The following is a 2253-nucleotide window of genomic DNA, read 5'->3' as shown; positions in this document are numbered from 1 at the left end:
GCCTGCCAAACAGAAGATTCTTAAAGTTCGTCGCCACTATAACCAGTGGGTGGCTGACCAAACCCTAGAAGATTACGCCTTACGATTCACCGCTCGTAAAGCTCGGCGTATGGGTATTAGCCGTGTCGGCAAAACCGCTTTAGGGGCGACTGCTTTTTTGGCACTTGAAAGCATTGCTGCAGCGGTAACGATTAACTATGGCTTTGTGAATACCATTGCAGCGATGTTAGTCGTTGCAGCGGTTTTCTTTATTACCGGTTTTCCAATTGCTTACTACTCAGCTAAACACGGTTTAGACATTGATCTTTTGACGCGAGGTGCCGGGTTTGGCTACTTAGGCTCCACAGTCACGTCACTTATTTATGCTTCGTTTACTTTTATCTTCTTTGCGATTGAAGCCGCTATTCTCGCATCGGCTTTACATGCCTTGCTGGGTATTCCGCTATCGATCGGGTATTTCATTTGCGCTGTGGCGGTTATCCCTATTGTGATCCGGGGGATTACCACTATTTCGCGTTTTCAAGTCGGGACGCAAACTCTGTGGTTACTATTACAAATCGCGGCAATCGCTACCGTGATCATTGTCGAATATGATACTTTGCCTGCTTGGACAGACTATCAGCCAAAGGGCCTTAGTAATGCAGGTGAATTCAATTGGCTATTGTTCGGCGCCGCTGCTTCAGTATTTTTTGCCTTGGTTGCTCAGATTGGTGAGCAGGTAGACTATCTACGCTTTCTTCCTCCTAAGACTGAACAGAATAAGAAAAAGTGGTGGTTTTGGTTGGTCTTATCAGGGCCAGGCTGGATCTTTATCGGTTTGCTGAAAATGCTCTTTGGCTCCTTTATCGCTTATATTGCGATTACAGAAGGGGCTACTTATGTGGTCGCCAGCGACCCGACTTATATGTACGAACGTGTATTTAATTACCTGACTAACTCACCGTCAATGTCGCTTATTTTAGCTGCGGTTATGGTGATTATCTGCCAGATGAAGATCAACGTAACGAACGCTTATGCCGGGTCGATAGCTTGGTCTAACTTCTTCTCGCGGGCAACTCACAGCCACCCTGGGCGGGTTGTTTGGTTGGTCTTCAATGTGACAATTGCTTTGATTCTGATGGAGTTAGGTGTGCATGAGGCACTCGAAGCAATTTTGGGGGTTTTCGCTATTGTCGCAGTGAGTTGGCTAGGCTCGCTTACTGCAGACTTATTGATTAACAAACCACTTGGGCTCAGCCCCTCTTATATCGAGTTTAAGCGAGGTCACCTCTATGATGTTAACCCGGTTGGTACTGTTTCAATGGTGGCTGCCTGTATTCTTGGTTTAGCTGCATATCTTGGGGTGTTTGGCGAGACAAGTAAGAATCTTAGCCACTTTATTTCTTTGTTAGCCTGTTTCATCTTTGTGCCACTGATCGCTTATATTACCAAAGGAAAGTATTACTTAGCGCGACAGTCCCCAGAGCTTATTCCCATTATAGAGGAAGCGAAAACCAGAGCTTCGTCGGGTGCTGCACCGTCACCATACCCGTCTATTGGACCGACGCTTACCTGCGGCGTCTGTGACAATGACTTTGAAGTGGAGGACATGAGTTATTGTGGCGTTTATGCTCAGCCTATATGTTCGCTCTGTTGTTCCCTCGATGTGCGTTGTCTAGATAGCTGCAAACCTCATGCTAGGCTTTCTCGTCAGGTGGTGAATTTCTTAAGGCGCTTTATGCCAGGCAAGTTAGTGCGTTCTACGAATTCAAGGCTAGGGCGTTTTGCTGGGCTGCTTATTATTACGAATATGATCAACGCCGCGATGCTGGCCTTGGTTTATGAGCATATGATGCCTTCTGCGATTGCCGATCAGGAGGTGCTAAAGCAAAGTCTGATCACACTGTTCTTTATTTTCTTGATCGTTACGGGTGTGATTTCCTGGTTGTTTCTCTTGGCGCACGAGAGCCGGGTGGTAGCCCAAATTGAGTCCAATCGGCAAACACGTAAGCTGATGCGAGAAATCCAAGCTCATGAGAAAACCGATCTGGAATTGCAACAAGCCAAAGAGCATGCAGAGCAAGCGAATGACGCCAAGAGTCGCTATCTATCTGGGATCAGTCACGAGCTGCGAACCCCGCTTCAATCGATACTCGGCTATGCGCAATTACTGACTGACAAGCAGGACCTTGATGATGCACAGTCTCGAGGCTTGAATATCATTCATCGCAGTGGCTTGCATCTGGCAGATTTGATTGAAGGCCTGCTTGATAT

Annotated in this window: 1 protein-coding gene; it reads left to right on the top strand. The window is 47.0% G+C overall.

What is annotated here, in order from left to right; translation table 11 throughout:
* Nucleotides 1-2253, top strand: a 2253-nt coding sequence (locus A3757_RS18960; protein WP_304439200.1) for a histidine kinase dimerization/phospho-acceptor domain-containing protein, incomplete at both ends; no start/stop codon positions are given.

It is taken from the genome of Oleiphilus sp. HI0117, assembly GCF_001635235.1.
The sequence above is the reverse complement of the archived record's forward strand: the minus strand, read 5'-3'. Positions and strand labels throughout refer to the sequence as shown.